The sequence below is a fragment of the Rhizobium hidalgonense genome, from assembly GCF_005862185.2.
GTDB classification, from domain to species: domain Bacteria; phylum Pseudomonadota; class Alphaproteobacteria; order Rhizobiales; family Rhizobiaceae; genus Rhizobium; species Rhizobium hidalgonense.
Map to the genome: position 1 here is coordinate 377,336 of NZ_CP054027.1, position 14,688 is coordinate 392,023.

Below are 14,688 nucleotides of genomic sequence, written 5' to 3' on the forward strand. Positions count from 1 at the left end.
CCCATAATTAGCGCCGCTATGAGACTTGATTCCAAATATTTCGATCGCATCCGAACACGCCGCAAACGCGAGCAGGAGACAGAGCAGGCCCCGCCTACCTGTCAATGGGACGGCTGCGACAAGAAAGGCTCGCATCGCGCTCCTGTCGGACGCAATGCGGAAGGCCAGTTCTTTTTGTTCTGCTTCGAGCACGTCAAGGACTACAACAAGGGCTACAATTATTTCTCCGGTCTTTCGGACGGCGAGATCGCCCGCTACCAGAAAGAGGCGATTACCGGCCACCGGCCGACCTGGACCGTCGGCGTCAACAAGTCGGCGAAGGACAGTCCGCTGCATTCGGAGATACGCTCCGGCGCCTATACGCGCGTTCGTGATCCCTTCGGCTTCGTCAAGGAAGGCGGCAAGGGCAGCGGGCCGCGTTTTCCCCAGGCGCGCAAGCTGAAATCGCTGGAAAGCAAGGCCTTCGATACGATGGGTCTCGACGCCAATGCGACCTCGGCGGAGATCAAGAGCCGCTACAAGGAACTGGTCAAGAAGCACCATCCGGATGCCAATGGCGGCGACCGTGGCTCGGAGGAGCGTTTCCGCGCCGTCATTCAGGCCTATCAATTGTTGAAGCAGAACGGTTTTTGTTAGTTCCCGTCCTTGCTCTTGGGCTTCAATCGGGTATGGTCCAAATCGGCTGAGGCCGCAGGCAAACGCGGCTCATATTTGTGCGTTTTCCCGACATCGCCTCCGCCGACCTTCCGGACGCGGCGTTTCTTGTCCGGGACTCTTCAAGAATGCTCGCACGCGGTCATTATCCCGCCGAGGTTTCGTTTCAGTCCCGGAGAAGCATCGCCGACGTTCCGACCTGGACGGGCGCGGAATAAAATCCCGGCGTCACGGTTGCGACATGGCTGAGACAGTATGGCCGGGTGGCATCACCCGCCTTGGAGACATGATGAGCAAGATCGACCTGGATATTTCAGAACAGCCCGATACCACCGTTTCGGTCCGCGAGACCTTCGGCATCGATTCCGACATCCGCGTTCCCGCCTACAGCAAGGGCGACGCCTATGTGCCGGATCTCGACACCGACTACCTGTTCGACCGCGACACGACGCTCGCCATTCTTGCAGGCTTCGCCCATAACCGCCGCGTGATGATTTCCGGCTATCACGGCACCGGCAAATCCTCGCATATCGAGCAGGTGGCGGCACGCCTCAACTGGCCCTGCGTGCGCATCAACCTCGACAGCCATGTCAGCCGTATCGATCTCGTCGGCAAGGATGCGATCGTCGTCAAGGACGGGCTGCAGGTCACCGAATTCAAGGACGGCATCCTGCCTTGGGCCTACCAGCACAATGTCGCACTGGTCTTCGACGAATATGATGCCGGCCGCCCCGACGTGATGTTCGTCATCCAGCGCGTGCTGGAATCTTCCGGCCGCCTGACGCTGCTCGACCAGAGCCGCGTCATCCGGCCGCATCCGGCCTTCCGCCTGTTTGCGACCGCCAACACGATCGGCCTCGGCGATACCACCGGCCTCTATCACGGCACCCAGCAGATCAACCAGGCACAGATGGACCGCTGGTCGATCGTGACGACGCTGAACTACCTGCCGCATGATCACGAAGTGAATATCGTTGCCGCCAAGGTGAAGAGCTTCGGCAAGGACAGGGAAGGCCGCGAGACCGTTTCGAAGATGGTGCGCGTGGCCGACCTGACGCGCGCCGCCTTCATGAATGGCGATCTCTCCACCGTGATGAGCCCGCGTACCGTCATCACCTGGGCCGAGAATGCCGAGATCTTCGGCGACCTCGCCTTCGCCTTCCGCGTCACCTTCCTCAACAAGTGCGACGAACTGGAGCGTCCGCTGGTTGCCGAGCATTATCAGCGGGCCTTCGGCGTCGAGCTGAGGGAAAGTGCCGCCAATATCGTTCTCGGAGCCTGAGGCCCGACCGATCATGGCAGCTCGCGGTGACAATTCGAAAGCAAAGCCCGGCGCGCCCGTCGACGTCGAGCCATTGCGCCGGGCGATAACCGGCTGCGTGCGCTCGATCGCCGGCGACGGCGATGTCGAGGTGACGTTCGCCAATGAACGGCCGGGGATGACCGGCGAGCGCATCCGGCTGCCGGAGCTTTCCAAGCGGCCGACGGCGCACGAGCTGGCGGTTACCCGCGGGCTCGGCGATTCCATGGCGCTGCGCCTTGCCTGCCATGACGAGAAGATGCATGCGACGATGGCGCCGCAGGGCTCCGACGCCCGGGCGATCTTCGACGTCGTCGAGCAGGCGCGTGTCGAATCGATCGGCGCGCTGCGCATGGAGGGCATGGCGTCGAATCTGCGCTCCATGACCGAAGAGAAATATTCCAAGGCGAATTTCACCGGCATCGAGCGCCAGGAAGACGCCCCTGTCGGCGAAGCCGTGGCGATGATGGTGCGCGAGAAGCTGACCGGGCAGCGCCCGCCAGCTTCCGCCGGCAAGGTTCTCGACCTCTGGCGCGGCTTCATCGAAGACAAGGCCGGCACCGAGCTCGACAATCTGTCGGGCGCGATCAACGACCAGCAGGCCTTCGCCAAGGTCATCCGCAACATGCTGTCGGCCATGGAAATGGCCGAGGAATACGGCGACGACGACAGCGACGCCGACAATGACGACCAGTCGGATCAGGAAGACCAGCCGAGCGGCGACGAGCAGGATCAGGACGAGGTCGACGAGGATGCCGGCACCGATGCCGCCCCGGTCGAGGACAGCGAAGTCGCCGACGAGCAGATGGAGGACGGCGAGACCGAAGGCGCCGAAATCTCCGACGACGACATGATGGAAGAGGGTGAGGACGATTCGGAAACGCCGGGCGAGACCCGCCGTCCGAACACACCCTTCGCCGATTTCAACGAGAAGGTCGATTATCACGTCTTCACCGAGGAGTTCGACGAGATCATCACCGCCGAGGAACTCTGCGACGCCGCCGAGCTGGAACGCCTGCGCGCCTTCCTCGACAAGCAGCTGGCGCATCTGCAGGGCGCGGTCGGCCGCCTCGCCAACCGGCTGCAGCGCCGCCTTATGGCGCAGCAGAACCGGTCCTGGGATTTCGACCTGGAAGAAGGCTATCTCGATCCCGCCCGGCTGCAGCGCATCATCATCGATCCGATGCAGGCGCTGTCCTTCAAGATGGAGCGCGACACGCAGTTCCGCGACACCGTCGTCACCCTGCTGATCGACAATTCCGGCTCGATGCGCGGCCGGCCGATCACGGTTGCTGCCACCTGTGCCGATATTCTCGCTCGCACGCTGGAGCGTTGCGGCGTCAAGGTCGAGATCCTCGGCTTTACGACGAAAGCCTGGAAGGGCGGGCAGGCGCGTGAAAGCTGGCTGGCTGGCGGCAAGCCGCAGACGCCGGGCCGCCTCAACGACCTGCGGCACATCATCTACAAATCGGCCGATGCGCCGTGGCGGCGCGCGCGCGCCAATCTCGGGCTGATGATGCGCGAGGGCTTGCTCAAGGAAAATATCGACGGCGAAGCGCTGATCTGGGCGCATAACCGCCTGCTCGCCCGCCGCGAGCAGCGCCGCATCCTGATGATGATTTCGGACGGGGCGCCGGTCGACGATTCGACGCTGTCGGTCAATCCGGGCAATTATCTCGAGCGGCACCTGCGCGCCGTCATCGAACGGATCGAGACGCGCTCGCCGGTGGAATTGCTGGCAATCGGCATCGGTCACGACGTGACGCGTTACTATCGCCGCGCCGTGACGATCGTCGATGCCGACGAACTCGCCGGCGCGATGACCGAGCAGCTGGCCTCACTGTTCGAAGATCAAGCCACCCAGCCGCGCGGCGGCCGGCTCCGCCGTGCCGGCTGACGCTGCTCCAGGGAAACGGGAATGATAGGCAAGCGCCTCTGCCATGCGGCGTCGATCGCTCTCTGCGTCGCAGCCGGCGCGTGCCCGTCATGGGCGGGCGAAGTGCCGGTCATTAGCCGGCAAATATCCGATTTCAGGATCGGCTCTTCGCAGATGCAATTCGGATCGCTGGAATTTCTCGGCGGGCTGGAGATGGTCTCGAGCAGAGCGCTGTTCGGCTCGCTCTCCTCCATCCGCTTCCGGCAGGATCAAAGGCATTTCGTCGTGGTGCTCGATACCGGCCAATGGCTGACCGGCAGTATCGAGCGCGACGTCAAGGGCAGGCTTTCCGGCCTTTCCGATGTCGAGATCACCCCGATGAAGAACAGCGCCGGGCGCAGCTTCGAGGGCAAGGGGCATATGGATGCCGAGGGCCTGGCGTTTGATGGCGACCGTATCCTGGTCTCCTTCGAGCAGGATCATCGCGTCGACGTCTATCCCGACCCGGGCTTTGCCCAATCGGGAGCGATCGGCACTCTGCCGATCCTCATCCCGCGCAAGATGCTGAGGGACAACCGCGGTATCGAGACCATCACCGTCGCGCCCGCGTCGAGCCCACTCAAGGGCGGCGTGGTCATCGTTTCGGAACGCGGTCTCGACCGCGACGGCAACCGGTTGGCGGCCATTCTGAGCGGGCCGCTGAAAGGGCAGTTCGCGGTCGCACGCGACGGCAGTTTCGACGTCACCGATGGCGCCTTCCTGCCGAACGGTGACCTGCTGCTGCTGGAACGCCGCTTCAACATGGCCGAAGGCATCGGCATGCGCCTTCGGCGCATCAAGGGCGCCGATATCCGGCCCGGCGCCGTCGTCGACGGCGAATTGCTGCTCGAAGGCAATTTCAACTCGCAGATCGACAATATGGAAGGGATCGACACGTTCCAGGCCGCCGACGGCACGACCCATATTATCCTGGTATCGGACGACAACCATTCGATCCTGCAGCGCAATCTGATGCTGGAATTCCGACTTTCCGACAATGTGAAGCAGGCGGCGTCAGACTGACGTCACAAGCTTTGGCTATCGGATTGAACCGCAGTCGGTCGATCTGAGCCTTTGGTCCTGTCGCCGCTCTCGGAGGGAAATCATGGTGCATATCCATGTCATGGGCGCGTCCGGTTCCGGCACGACATCGCTCGGCCTGGCGCTTGCCGAAAAGCTCGCTATCGCCCATCTCGACACCGACGATTTCTTCTGGCTGCCGACCGATCCGCCGTTCACGACGTCGAGGGATGCAGACGAGCGCATCCGGCTGCTGCTTAAGGAGACGGGCCGGCCGGGTGGTTGGGTTCTCTCCGGATCGGCGCTGAAATGGGGAAGGCCGATCGAGCCGTTCTACGATCTGATCGTGTTCCTCAGGATCGAGCCGGAGCTTCGCATGACGCGCATCCGTGCGCGGGAGATTGCCCGCTACGGAAACAGGATAGGACCCGGCGGTGACATGGAAGTGAAAAGCGGGCAGTTCCTGAAATGGGCGGCAAGCTACGATACGGCAGGTCCCGAACGCCGCAGTCTTTCCGCGCATGAGCAATGGCTGGAAACGCAGACGGCGCCGGTGCTGCGGCTCGATTCATCACGCGAGATCGACGATCTGACGGCAGAGGTGCTTCTGCACCCTGTGATCGCCGCCGGGGCTGTCCGGCGGCGTCGGTGATCTCGTTGCTCAACTGGCGCGGGCGGCCTGCATCGGCCGCAGCACGTTCATCAGGGCGCCGTAGGGCAGCAGCATGACCAGGCCGACGATCATCTTGACGGCAAAATCGCCGAGCGCCCAGGAAATCCAGCGCGGCGCCTCTGTGGTCAAAACGCCGAAGACGGGAGCGGCTTCCAGCGCGAAAGGTTCGTTCGGGCCGAGGAAAACGAAAAACGCGGCGAAGGACAGCGAGAAGAACATCACCGTATCGAGCGCCGAGCCGATCAGCGAGCCGACGAGCGGCGCGCGCCACCAGGCCTGGCGGCGGAGGCGATTGAAGACGGCGATATCGAGCAGTTGGCCGGCGAGATAGGCCGAGCCGGAGGCGATGGCGATGCGCGGCACTGACGTAAAGAAGGACAGCGTCACGCCGACGACGAAGCCGGCCAGCACGACCTTGCGGGCTGCCTGCGGGCCGAACTGGCGGTTGGTCAGATCGGTGATCAGGAAGGCGACGGGATAGGAAAAGGCGCCCCAGGTCAGGATATCGGCAAGGTTGATGCCGGCGACTTCGGCGTTCAGCGGGAACTGGACGAGGAAGTTGGAGGCGACGACGACCAGCGTCATCAGGGCGACATAGGCGATCGTATAGCGCGTCTTCAGCATTTTTTTATCCTGGGTGATGCCACCAGTTGGAGTGCTCAGGCAAAGCAAAAGGCTTGACCGGGTTTATCCGTGCAAGCCTTTCGAAGCCGTATGAAAGACGGGCAGAAGCTTAGGCAGCAACAGCCGCTTCGGCGGTCTTCTTGACGATCTGGCGGCGCAGCAGGCGGGCGCGCATCGACAGTTCGGTTTCGCTTGCCTTGATCAGGAAGGCATCGAGGCCGCCGCGATGCTCGACCGAGCGAAGGGCAGCAGCCGAAACGCGAAGACGATAACGCTGGTTGAGAGCGTCGGAAATTAGCGTCACCTGGCACAGGTTCGGCAGGAACCGGCGCTTGGTCTTGTTGTTGGCATGGCTGACATTGTTACCAGTCAGGACGGCCTTGCCGGTCAATTCGCACACGCGGGACATGGAACACCTATTCTTGTTTTTGTCGGGCCATCGAATTGCCATCCCGGTCAAAACCAGGCGCGCAATCCAACGGGCATGATTGGAAAGTTGCGGTTCTATAGTCAGACCGGCTGCTCGCGTCAAGCCAAACCTTGGCCTTTCCCGCAATTCTGTCAAAAAGCTGCTGTTTTCTTCCCTTCACGGCAGGAGTATAGAGCGCTCGGCAAAGGCTGCCGGCGCGCGGCAAGACAAGGCTCTTTTCATGGCTCATTCGGGCAGACGGATTTTCATTTCGGCCATCGCAGCGCTTCTTGCCATACCGGCATCGGCGGCCGAAATCCAGCATCGGACGGAATATCGGGTGACACTTGCCGGCCTGCCGATCGCGCGCGCCGCGTTCCTGACGGAGATCGAGGACGATCACAGCTATAAGATTGCCGGCAGCATCAATTCGGCCGGTCTTGCCGATCTCATCACGACGATTTCGGCCAAGACCAGCGTCACCGGCGTCGTGCGAGACGATCGGCTGCAGGCGCAGAAATATTCGCTCTATTACAAGACCGGCAAGAAGGCCCGCGTCTACGAGGTCAGCTACCGCAACGGCAACATCGTCTCGGCGACGACGACACCGACGCCGAAACGGCCGAAGAACTGGATCGACGTGACGCCCGGCGACATGCGCTCGGTGCTGGATCCGATCTCCGGCCTGGTCTTCACCGGCGATACCAAGGTCTGCTCGCAGACGTTGCCGATCTTCGACGGCGAGACGCGCATGGATCTGGTGCTGTCGCCGAAGGGCGACGAGGATTTTTCGACCAACGGCTTCAAGGGCAAGGCGATTGTCTGCGGCGTGCGCTTCGTGCCGCGCTCGGGCTACAAGAAGGGCCGCAAGGACATCGTCTATCTCAGCAAGAGCGACCGGATGGAAATCTGGTTTGCCAAGTCGGAGGCGGCAAATGTATACGCTCCCGTCTATGTGCGCATTCCGACCGAATATGGCATGGTGACGATCACTGCCGTCAAATACGGCAGCAGCTAACGGAGTTCATGTCTCCGTCAAAGGGGGCGGGTGAAGCTTCGCGCGACATTGATCGGTTTCACGGCCATTTTGATGTGGTCGTTCCTGGCGCTGTTTACATCAGCCTCCGGCAAGATGCCGCCGTTTCAGCTTTCGGCCATCTGCTTTGCGATCGGCAGCATTCCCGGCCTCGTCGTGCTTGTCGTCAACCCGTCACGCCTGGCGCTGCTGAAGCAGCCGGCCAAGGTCTGGTTGACCGGCATCGCCGGCCTGTTCGGATATCATTTCCTGTATTTCACCGCGCTCAGAAACGCCCCGGCGGTAGAGGCGGGGCTGGTCGCCTATCTCTGGCCGCTGCTGATCGTCGTCGGCTCGGCGCTGCTGCCGGGCGAACGGCTGCGCTGGTATCATGTTACCGGCGCCCTCGCCGGGCTCTGCGGCACCTTCCTGATCGTCGCCCGCAACGGCATCGATTTTAACGGCGCTTATGCGGTCGGCTACGGGGCCGCCTTTCTCAGCGCCTTCACCTGGTCCGGTTACTCGCTGCTGACCCGGCGCTTCGACGCCGTCTCCACCGATGTCGTCACCGGCTTCTGCCTGGCGACCTCGCTCCTGTCGCTCGTCTGCCATCTCGGCCTGGAGACGACCGTCTGGCCGGCAACCGGTTTCGAATGGCTCGCCGTCATCGGGCTCGGGCTCCTGCCCGTCGGGGCTGCCTTCTATGCCTGGGACTACGGCGTCAAGAACGGCGATATCCAGATTCTCGGCGCGGCCAGTTATGCCGCACCATTGCTGTCGACGCTGATCCTGACGTTGTTCGGCTTTGCCGAGCCGAGCTGGCGCATCGCTCTCGCCTGCCTGCTCGTCACCGGCGGGGCGGTGCTGGCCGCCCAGGACATGTTCCGCCGCAGGATCCAGCCGCCGGTTGCGGCGGAATGATCTAGCCGCCGGGCGTCCAGCCGGATGGCGCCATCTCGAAGCTGGAAAATTCGAAGCCGGGCGAGACGGTGCATCCCACAAGGGTGAAATCGCCGAGGCTTTCGGCCGCTTGCCACCAATTGGCGGGAATGATCGCCTGCGGCCGTTCGCCGGCGGAAAGGTTTGTTCCGAGCGTCAGCGTTTCGCTCGTCGTTCCGTCTTCAGAGCGATGCAGCGAGAGCGGGGCGCCGGCGTAATAATGCCAGACCTCGGCGGCGTCGTGGACGCGGTGCCAGTGCGAGCGCTGTCCCCGGGTCAAGAGGTAATAGATCGCCGTTGAGTGGCCGCGTTCTCCGCCTGCCGCGTCGCGGAATGTTTGCACATACCAGCCGCCTTCCGGATGTGGCTGCATGCCGAGGTCGCGGATGATATCCTCGGGCGACATCAGAAATTGTCCTTGCGCTTGCGGATCTCTGCAAACACTTCTTCGTTGGTCTTGCCTTCCATCAGCAGATTGCGGCGGATCGCCGGATCGGCGGCGCGCAGGAACGGATTGGTTTCCTTCTCCAGCCCCAGCGTCGTCGGAATGGTGAATTTGCCCTCAGTGCGCAAGGCCTCGATCTCGGCGGCACGGCTTTTCAGCCGTTCATTGCCGGGATCGACCGTCAGTGCGAAGCGGGCATTGGAGAGCGTATATTCGTGGCCGAAATAAACGGCGGTCTCATCGGGCAGCACGGCAAGCTTCTGCAGCGAATGCCACATGTCGGCGGCGGGGCGTTCGAACAGCCGGCCGCAGCCGAGCGCAAACAGCGTGTCGGCGGCAAAGAGCAGCTTGTCGTCGGCGAAGTGATAGCAGATATGGCCGGCGGTATGGCCCGGTGTTTCGATGACGTTGACCGTGTGATCGCCAAAAAGGAAGCTGTCGCCATCGGCCATCGTCCGGTCGAGGCCGGGAATGGCGATGGCCTCGTTGATCGGGCCGATGATCTCGCAGCCGAACTGTTCCTTCAGCGCCAGGTTGGCGGCGACATGGTCGGTGTGGTGATGGGTGGTAAAGATATGGGTGATCTTCCAGCCGCGGCGCGCCGCCGCTTGCAGAATCGGCGCTTCCTCCGGCGCGTCGATCGCCGCGGTCAATTCTGTTTCCGGGTCGTGGACGAGAACGCCGAAATTGTCGGTGCGGCAGAGAAAAACGTCCAATTCCAAAGGTTTCATCGTGCAATAATCCCTTGTCATGCGAGTCTCGCGGAAATGTAGAGGGTCCGGCCTTGAAGTCCAACCGCCCGCTGATAACATTTATCGCAATGCACGCCGATATCGTCGACCTACGCCAGTTCTACCACTCCGAGCTCGGGCGTCTTGCCGAGCAGTCGATCGCCATGGCGCTGTCGTCGCTCTGGGTGCGGCTGCCGCAGGAGCGTCTCGTCGGCCTCGGTTATGCCGTGCCCTTCCTCGATCGCTTCCAGGCCGACACCGAACGCACCTTCGCCTTCATGCCGGCCGGTCAGGGCGCGGTTAACTGGCCAATGGGCTCGCTCTCGACGACGACACTGGTCTTCGACGAGGAACTGCCGCTGCCGGATTCCTCGATCGACCGGGTGTTGATGGTGCATTCGCTGGAATTCGCCGAAAGCCCGCGCGAAACGCTGAAAGAGCTCTGGCGGGTGCTGGCGCCGGGCGGACGGCTGGTCATCGTCGTGCCGAACCGGCGCGGTGTCTGGGCGCGGATGGAACATACACCCTTCGGCTCGGGCCGGCCCTATTCCCGCGGGCAGCTGACCCATCTGCTGCGCGAGACGAATTTCACGCCCGGCGCGACCGCTGAAGCGCTGTTCTTCCCGCCCTCGAAGCTCAGGACCATCCTGCGGCTTCGCCGCGCTTTCGAGCGGATCGGCCGGACGCTGTGGCCGGCCTTCTCAGGCGTCATCATCGTCGAGGCGCAGAAGCGGCTCTATCAGGGGCTGCCGGTCGCTGCACGCGCCTCCCGCCGCGTCTTCGTGCCGGTTCTGGCACCCCACGGCGTGCCGACCACACGCAATCGCTGACGCCGTTGCCTGCTCTCGACAAGAACGGCATTCCGCTTTAATGCGACGTGGTCATTTCCGGCAATTCCAAGGTCGACCCATGAGCGTTGAGATGAGCAAGCCTGTTCCGCGTCCCGGTATTCTCGATATCGCATCCTATGTGCCGGGCAAGGAACATGCGCCGGGGGTTGCTCGCGTCTACAAGCTTTCGTCCAACGAAACGCCGCTCGGCGCCAGCCCGAAGGCGATCGAAGCCTGCAAGGGGGCTGCCGACAATCTCGGGCGTTATCCCGACGGGCAGTCGGTGGAATTGCGTGAGGCGATCGCCACCGTGCACGGACTCAACCCGGCGAACATCCTGTGCGGCAACGGCTCCGACGAGCTGCTCGGCCTGCTCTGCCATGTCTATCTCGGCGCCGGCGACGAGGGCATCATCACCGAGCACGGTTTCCTGGTCTACAAGATCCAGATCATGGGCGCCGGCGCGACGCCCGTCGTCGTCAAGGAAAAGGATCATACCGTCGATGTAGATGCGATCCTTGCCGCGGTGACGGAGAAGACGAAGATCGTCTTCATCGCCAATCCCGGCAATCCGACGGGCACCTATGTCCCGGTCAGCGAGATTCGCCGCCTGCAGGCCGGGCTGCCGAAACATGTCGTCCTGGTGCTCGATGCGGCTTACGCCGAATATGTCCGCCGCAACGATTATGAGGCCGGCATCGAGGTCGTGTCTTCCAATGCCAACGTGGTGATGACCCGCACTTTCTCGAAGGCCTACGGACTTGCGGCGCTGCGCGTCGGCTGGATGTATGCGCCCGCTGAGATCGTCGACGCGGTGAACCGCGTGCGCGGGCCCTTCAATCTGAACGCGGCGGCAATCGCTGCGGGTGCCGCGGCCATCCGCGACCAAGCCTTCGTGCAGCAGGCCGTTTCCTTCAACCAGATGTGGGTGGAGACGCTGACCCAGGCGCTTGAGGCGATCGGCCTGAAGGTGACGCCGTCGGTCGCCAATTTCGTCCTTATCCATTTTCCCGACATCGACGGCAAGCGCGCCGCCGATGCCGACGAGCTGCTGACGAGCCGCGGTTACATCCTGCGCGCCGTGCGCAGCTATGGTTTTTCCAATGCGCTGCGCATGAGCATCGGCCCCGAAGAGGCCAACCGCGGCGTCATCGCCGCACTCAGCGAATTCATGGGACGCAAGGTATGAACGTGCAGTTCGATCGTATCGCGCTGATCGGCATCGGTCTGATCGGCTCTTCGCTTGCCTACGACATCCGGCGGCTCGGCCTGGCAAGAGAGATCGTCGTCGCCACACGCAGCCCCGATACGCTGAAGCGTGCCGAGGAACTCGGTCTCGGCGACCGCTACACGACCTCTTCGGCCGATGCCGTCAGGGATGCCGATCTGGTGATCGTCTCGGTGCCGGTCGGCGCTTCGGAAAGTGTGGCCAAAGAGATAGCAGCAAGCCTGAAGCCGGGGGCTGTCGTCACCGATGTCGGCTCCACCAAGGCCTCGGTGATCGCGCAGATGCTGCCGCATATTCCGGCCGGTGTGCATTTCATTCCCGGCCATCCGCTGGCAGGTACGGAAAAATCCGGCCCGGATGCCGGCTTCCCCGGTCTCTTCGAAGGTCGCTGGTGCATCTTCACGCCGGTCGCAGGCACCGACGAGACGGCAATGAAGCGGCTGCGCGGCTTCTGGGAAGCGCTCGGCTCGAAGGTCGATGAGATGGATGCGGAGCATCACGACAAGGTGCTGGCGATCGTCTCGCACCTGCCGCACATCATCGCCTACAACATCGTCGGCACCGCCGACGATCTGGAGACGGTGACGGAATCGGAAGTCATCAAATATTCCGCCTCCGGCTTTCGCGACTTCACCCGCCTTGCGGCCTCCGACCCGACCATGTGGCGCGATGTCTGCCTGCACAATCGCGATGCGATCCTCGAAATGCTGGCGCGCTTCTCGGAGGATCTCGCCTATCTGCAGCGGGCGATCCGCTGGGGCGAGGGCGACAAGATCTTCGAACTCTTCACCCGCACACGCGCCATCCGCCGCTCGATCGTCCAGGCCGGCCAGGACGTCGACGCACCGGATTTCGGTCGCCCCCACGCACTGGACAAGAAGTAACCTCGCGATGGTGGAGGTAGCGAGCGCAAGTCAGGCGGATATCAACTGGCTGGCTCGCGAGGATGCCAGTGCCGGCAAGGCATGGGTATCGCGATGCGTGGCGCTTGGCGAATATCTCATCGCCAGGCAGGCTGGGGAGATCGTCGGCTTCCTGCGCTTCTCCCGCTTCTGGGGCAGGGTTCCCTATATGGAAATGATTCGCGTCCTGCCCGGCCACCACCGGTCGGGCGTCGGGACCGCACTGTTTCTCGCTTGGGAAGAGGCGATGCGCGGCGAGGGCGCCCGCCTGCTGATGACCTCAAGCGAATGCGACGAGAGCCGTCCTCAGGACTGGCATCGCCGCAACGGATTTTCCGAAACCGGTGCGATCGAGCTGCCAGGCCTGCAATTGGTGCCTGAGGTGTTCTTCGTCAAACGGATTGATTAGATAGGCGGAATCCGGCCGAGCGGGATGAAGCCACTGACGGTGGCGTTGCCGTGATCGACGACGAGATCGACCGAGACCTTGTCTTTGCCGCCGGCAAGCGATTTCAAGAGCTTCGTCGCCGTATCGACGGTCGAGGCAACATCCGGAAAGGCCTGTTTCAAGCTGTGGCCCCAGGGGCCGAGCTGTTCGATCTCCAGCTTGAATTTTCCGGAGAGCAGACCCTGCTCGTCGAAGGAGAAGGGGCCGGTCAGCGTCATTACCTTGCCGTCGCCGATGTCGGCGACGATGCGGCGCAGTTCGCCGCTGGCGCCGTTGAGGCCGCTCGGATCACTGCCGTCGATCAAGCCGGCTTTGCCGGCGACGGTCAGATCGATGCTGGCAGAGAATTTCGGGAAGATCTGCGGCCAGTCCTTGATCGCCGTATTCGCATCCTGCACGGAGATCGCGCCGTCCAGATCGCCGCCGTTCTGGCGCAGATGGATTTCGGTCCGAGCCGCATCGAAGCTGATTGTCTGGCCGGTGTAGGAGGAGACGGCCGTCGCCTTCAGGCCCTCGATGGCGGTCGAGCTGCGGTTGATGCCCCTGAGCCTGGTCGCCAGACTCGCCTGCAGATCCGTCCATTGCGCCGAGATCGAAAGGCCGTTGGTGGTGCGGATCTCAGCCGGCGAATCGAGTTCCCAGACGATATTCCCGGGTGCGTAGACCTGGGCTGCCGAGCGCAGCGCTCCGAAGCTGGCCGAGACGCCGTTGACATTGTCGTCGACATCGACCTTGGAGCAGAACAGGCCGATGCGGAAGGGATAGCCGCGGAATTCGATATCGGAGCATTCGCCGGTCACGCCTGCCTGGTCGCGCGGCGCGATCGCCTTCAGCACCGTGGTCTTCAACGCCGAGGCCGCATAGAACCAGCCGCCGGTATAAAGCGCGATCACCAGGAGGATGCCGCCGCCCAGCAGCCAGAATTTCTTACTGCTACCGGATTGGCTGCTGCCGGATTGGCTTGACGCTGCCATGATGTTCTCCAATGGTGAATCGCAAATGTGATTCCGGTCTGGCGTGCGATATGGACGAATTTTGGGTGTTTGGCTACGGTTCGCTGATGTGGAATCCGGGCTTCGAGTTTTTGGAACGGGCAGATGCTCTGGTGCACGGCTACAGGCGTTCGCTCTGTGTACGCTCCTTCGTCCATCGCGGCACGCGCGACAGTCCGGGCCTCGTCCTCGGCCTCGACAGAGGCGGCGCCTGCCGCGGCATGGCCTTCCGTATTTCCCCGGATAAATGGGATGAGGTGATCGATTATCTGCGCGCCCGCGAACTGGTCACCAATGTCTATCTGGAGCGGCGGGTGCGGCTGCAATTTGCCGGAGGCCGCAGGGTGGGTGCGGTTACTTATGTTGCCGATCGCGACCATGAGCAATATGCCGGTACGCTCGACGCATTTGAGGCGGCGCGCGTGGTGAACGAGGCCACGGGCCAGTCCGGGCCGAACGATGCCTATGTTTTCAACACGCTGGCACATCTGAGGCAGATGGGCATTCGCGATCACTGGCTGGAGCAGGTCGTCAACGAAGTGGAGCGGCTGCGCGCCGCTTGA

17 protein-coding genes are annotated in these 14,688 nt (G+C 62.7%); 12 read left to right on the forward strand and 5 right to left on the reverse strand.

Translation table 11 applies throughout. From position 1 onward, the window contains the following. Window positions 1–18: 18 nt before the first annotated feature. The 5 genes from FFM81_RS01795 (at window position 19) to FFM81_RS01815 (ending at window position 5,541) form a co-directional block, all read left to right on the forward strand. On the forward strand, window positions 19–636 hold the full coding sequence (locus tag FFM81_RS01795) for a J domain-containing protein (protein WP_025417190.1): 618 nt from the start codon (window positions 19–21) through the stop codon (window positions 634–636). A 307-nt stretch (window positions 637–943) separates the two neighbouring features. Next, window positions 944–1,936, forward strand: a complete 993-nt coding sequence (gene cobS, locus FFM81_RS01800) for a cobaltochelatase subunit CobS (RefSeq protein WP_138385293.1) — start codon at window positions 944–946, stop codon at window positions 1,934–1,936. A gap of 13 nt (window positions 1,937–1,949) precedes the next feature. Beyond that, window positions 1,950–3,851, forward strand: a complete 1,902-nt coding sequence (cobT, locus tag FFM81_RS01805) for a cobaltochelatase subunit CobT (RefSeq protein ID WP_003567085.1) — start codon at window positions 1,950–1,952, stop codon at window positions 3,849–3,851. Window positions 3,852–3,872: 21 nt separating this feature from the next. Beyond that, entirely contained in the window at window positions 3,873–4,892 is a 1,020-nt protein-coding gene (locus FFM81_RS01810; RefSeq protein WP_138385209.1) for an esterase-like activity of phytase family protein, read from the forward strand. A gap of 82 nt (window positions 4,893–4,974) precedes the next feature. Next, a complete protein-coding gene (locus tag FFM81_RS01815) occupies window positions 4,975–5,541 on the forward strand; it encodes an ATP-binding protein (RefSeq protein WP_138385208.1) in 567 nt (188 codons plus the stop codon). Window positions 5,542–5,550: 9 nt separating this feature from the next. On the opposite strand, the gene FFM81_RS01820 is transcribed toward FFM81_RS01815, so the two are convergent. After that, entirely contained in the window at window positions 5,551–6,186 is a 636-nt protein-coding gene (locus FFM81_RS01820; protein WP_138385207.1) for a VUT family protein, read from the reverse strand. A gap of 109 nt (window positions 6,187–6,295) precedes the next feature. Then, on the reverse strand, window positions 6,296–6,595 hold the full coding sequence (gene rpmB / locus FFM81_RS01825; protein ID WP_138385206.1) for a 50S ribosomal protein L28: 300 nt from the start codon (window positions 6,593–6,595) through the stop codon (window positions 6,296–6,298). Between the two features lie 241 nt (window positions 6,596–6,836). Between rpmB and FFM81_RS01830 the strand changes: the two genes are divergently transcribed. Beyond that, window positions 6,837–7,613: a DUF3108 domain-containing protein gene (locus FFM81_RS01830; protein ID WP_138385205.1), complete on the forward strand. Its 777-nt coding sequence runs from the start codon at window positions 6,837–6,839 to the stop codon at window positions 7,611–7,613. A 30-nt stretch (window positions 7,614–7,643) separates the two neighbouring features. Beyond that, window positions 7,644–8,531 (forward strand): aromatic amino acid exporter YddG, encoded by an 888-nt coding sequence (gene yddG, locus FFM81_RS01835; protein WP_138385204.1) that lies wholly within the window; start codon window positions 7,644–7,646, stop codon window positions 8,529–8,531. Window position 8,532: 1 nt separating this feature from the next. On the opposite strand, the gene FFM81_RS01840 is transcribed toward yddG, so the two are convergent. After that, window positions 8,533–8,955: a cupin domain-containing protein gene (locus FFM81_RS01840; protein ID WP_003567072.1), complete on the reverse strand. Its 423-nt coding sequence runs from the start codon at window positions 8,953–8,955 to the stop codon at window positions 8,533–8,535. After that, window positions 8,955–9,725 carry a hydroxyacylglutathione hydrolase gene (gloB, locus tag FFM81_RS01845; protein ID WP_025417183.1) on the reverse strand — a complete coding sequence of 257 codons (771 nt, stop codon included), beginning with the start codon at window positions 9,723–9,725 and terminating at the stop codon, window positions 8,955–8,957. Before gloB ends, FFM81_RS01840 begins: the two co-directional genes overlap by 1 nt. A gap of 53 nt (window positions 9,726–9,778) precedes the next feature. On the opposite strand from gloB, the gene FFM81_RS01850 reads away from it, so the two are divergent. From FFM81_RS01850 to FFM81_RS01865, 4 genes are all read left to right on the forward strand, one after another. Next, a complete protein-coding gene (locus FFM81_RS01850; protein ID WP_003567069.1) occupies window positions 9,779–10,555 on the forward strand; it encodes a class I SAM-dependent methyltransferase in 777 nt (258 codons plus the stop codon). 91 nt (window positions 10,556–10,646) lie between these two features. Next, window positions 10,647–11,744, forward strand: coding sequence for a histidinol-phosphate transaminase (gene hisC, locus FFM81_RS01855; RefSeq protein WP_025417182.1), 1,098 nt, complete (start codon window positions 10,647–10,649; stop codon window positions 11,742–11,744). Then, a complete protein-coding gene (locus FFM81_RS01860) occupies window positions 11,741–12,667 on the forward strand; it encodes a prephenate/arogenate dehydrogenase family protein (protein ID WP_003567065.1) in 927 nt (308 codons plus the stop codon). Before hisC ends, FFM81_RS01860 begins: the two co-directional genes overlap by 4 nt. 7 nt (window positions 12,668–12,674) lie before the next feature. Continuing rightward, the gene (locus tag FFM81_RS01865; protein WP_003567063.1) at window positions 12,675–13,094 is read left to right on the forward strand and encodes a GNAT family N-acetyltransferase; all 420 of its coding nucleotides are present in this window, start codon (window positions 12,675–12,677) and stop codon (window positions 13,092–13,094) included. On the opposite strand, the gene FFM81_RS01870 is transcribed toward FFM81_RS01865, so the two are convergent. After that, window positions 13,091–14,107 (reverse strand): DUF2125 domain-containing protein, encoded by a 1,017-nt coding sequence (locus FFM81_RS01870; protein WP_025417181.1) that lies wholly within the window; start codon window positions 14,105–14,107, stop codon window positions 13,091–13,093. The genes FFM81_RS01865 and FFM81_RS01870 overlap by 4 nt on opposite strands. Before the next feature lie 50 nt (window positions 14,108–14,157). On the opposite strand from FFM81_RS01870, the gene FFM81_RS01875 reads away from it, so the two are divergent. Beyond that, a complete protein-coding gene (locus FFM81_RS01875; RefSeq protein WP_025417180.1) occupies window positions 14,158–14,688 on the forward strand; it encodes a gamma-glutamylcyclotransferase in 531 nt (176 codons plus the stop codon).

Coding starts and splice junctions, on each gene's coding strand:
- FFM81_RS01875 (WP_025417180.1), top strand. CDS start 14,158: ATGGACGAATTTTGGGTGTTTGGCTACGGTTCGCTGATGTGGAATCCG.
- hisC (WP_025417182.1), top strand. CDS start 10,647: ATGAGCAAGCCTGTTCCGCGTCCCGGTATTCTCGATATCGCATCCTAT.
- cobS (WP_138385293.1), top strand. CDS start 944: ATGAGCAAGATCGACCTGGATATTTCAGAACAGCCCGATACCACCGTT.
- FFM81_RS01860 (WP_003567065.1), top strand. CDS start 11,741: ATGAACGTGCAGTTCGATCGTATCGCGCTGATCGGCATCGGTCTGATC.
- rpmB (WP_138385206.1), bottom strand. CDS start 6,595: ATGTCCCGCGTGTGCGAATTGACCGGCAAGGCCGTCCTGACTGGTAAC.
- FFM81_RS01870 (WP_025417181.1), bottom strand. CDS start 14,107: ATGGCAGCGTCAAGCCAATCCGGCAGCAGCCAATCCGGTAGCAGTAAG.
- gloB (WP_025417183.1), bottom strand. CDS start 9,725: ATGAAACCTTTGGAATTGGACGTTTTTCTCTGCCGCACCGACAATTTC.
- FFM81_RS01820 (WP_138385207.1), bottom strand. CDS start 6,186: ATGCTGAAGACGCGCTATACGATCGCCTATGTCGCCCTGATGACGCTG.
- FFM81_RS01810 (WP_138385209.1), top strand. CDS start 3,873: ATGATAGGCAAGCGCCTCTGCCATGCGGCGTCGATCGCTCTCTGCGTC.
- FFM81_RS01840 (WP_003567072.1), bottom strand. CDS start 8,955: ATGTCGCCCGAGGATATCATCCGCGACCTCGGCATGCAGCCACATCCG.
- cobT (WP_003567085.1), top strand. CDS start 1,950: ATGGCAGCTCGCGGTGACAATTCGAAAGCAAAGCCCGGCGCGCCCGTC.
- FFM81_RS01795 (WP_025417190.1), top strand. CDS start 19: ATGAGACTTGATTCCAAATATTTCGATCGCATCCGAACACGCCGCAAA.
- FFM81_RS01815 (WP_138385208.1), top strand. CDS start 4,975: ATGGTGCATATCCATGTCATGGGCGCGTCCGGTTCCGGCACGACATCG.
- FFM81_RS01865 (WP_003567063.1), top strand. CDS start 12,675: ATGGTGGAGGTAGCGAGCGCAAGTCAGGCGGATATCAACTGGCTGGCT.
- FFM81_RS01830 (WP_138385205.1), top strand. CDS start 6,837: ATGGCTCATTCGGGCAGACGGATTTTCATTTCGGCCATCGCAGCGCTT.